Annotated in this window: 2 protein-coding genes; one reads left to right on the forward strand and one right to left on the reverse strand. The window is 42.9% G+C overall.

Features of this window, described 5'->3' with window-relative positions:
• Positions 1-264, forward strand: a 264-nt coding sequence (locus PX481_RS01090; protein ID WP_288093218.1) for a zinc ribbon domain-containing protein, incomplete at its 5' end; no start/stop codon positions are given.
• On the opposite strand, the gene mtnB is transcribed toward PX481_RS01090, so the two are convergent.
• Positions 249-884, reverse strand: a complete 636-nt coding sequence (mtnB, locus tag PX481_RS01095; protein WP_052276878.1) for a methylthioribulose 1-phosphate dehydratase — start codon at positions 882-884, stop codon at positions 249-251. The genes PX481_RS01090 and mtnB overlap by 16 nt on opposite strands.
• Positions 885-1,201: the final 317 nt, after the last annotated feature.

A 1,201-nucleotide genomic window follows, 5' to 3' on the forward strand; every position in this document is an offset into this window, starting at 1 on the left:
AGCACTAGAACTCATCAATGCCCCAATTGTAAAACAGTCTTGGATAGGGATCATAATGCAGCAATAAATATTCTTAAAAAAGGGTTGCAATATTTGGGAAATCATCTCAACGGTACTGTTGGGCAAACAGAAACCGACCCAAACGCCTTGGGAGAGTCCGGTCTCTGGGTTTTCAGTGGAGACATTGAGAATCTAAGCTGTCTCGTTGAACAAGGAATTTCTAACAGCGATGTGGAAAGAATCCCCCGTCACAGCGTAGCTTGACGGTGGGAGTATGTCAATTGATAGGCTGCCACTAGATAACGAAAAATATACTCAACTATCTCTAAATAATTCTCGGTAGTTTCTAGAGACTCACCCCACACCGTCACACCATGGTAAGAAATCAGTAAAGCGGGAATTTCCGGGGGGAAAGTTGAGAATCTACTTTCTATTTCTGCGGCAATTTTCGGCACATCGAGATAGTTAGCAAAAACCGGCATAAATACTTGAGGATTTTCTACCCAAATACCTAAACCTTTCAACATTTCTAAGGGAGGTAACGATAACTTGTCCTCGCGAGCAAAACGGGAAACTAAATTCGCTTCCACTGAGTGGACATGATAACAAGCTTGCGCTTGGGGAAAGAGACAATAAATCACCTGATGAATGCTAGTTTCGGCCGAAGGACGATTATCCCGATGAGCTAATTCTCTGACTTTTCCCGTCAGATCCACGCGCACAAAATCCTGTTCTGTGAGTTTACCTTTACTTTTGCCACTGGCAGTAATCCAAAAACTATGATCATCAACTTTAGCGGATAAATTACCCGCTGTGCCGAGCATCCAACCCAGTTGATAAAATCTTCGGGCAGCTGCCACTAGAGATAGACGAGGATCGCTCATGGTTTTTAGAGATATGGTGGATAGGGACTGACTATTATAACAAGTTGAAGCGATCGGAGGATCCACTCCCCAGCAGATTTGGTGAGGATGTCAATCTGGATAATCTCGCTAAAAACTACAGCCAAGGCAGAAGAGAGCGAGGAACCAGTGAGTAAAAAAGAAGATTTAACCGTGGTAATGTGTTGGGAATGTGTTAGGTTAAAGATAATTGCAGCTTTGATGAATCGAGGGTTGAGCCGTGAATAACAACTTTTTCCGCAGCTATTCTGTCAATGATTCTGGTTTGGGTTGTTTCTTATCTTTGATTTTAGTCGGAT

The sequence above is a fragment of the Microcystis sp. M53603_WE2 genome, assembly GCF_030065435.1.

Bases quoted from the DNA above. Each gene is read 5' to 3' on its own strand.
- mtnB (WP_052276878.1), bottom strand. From the start codon at position 884: ATGAGCGATCCTCGTCTATCTCTAGTGGCAGCTGCCCGAAGATTTTAT.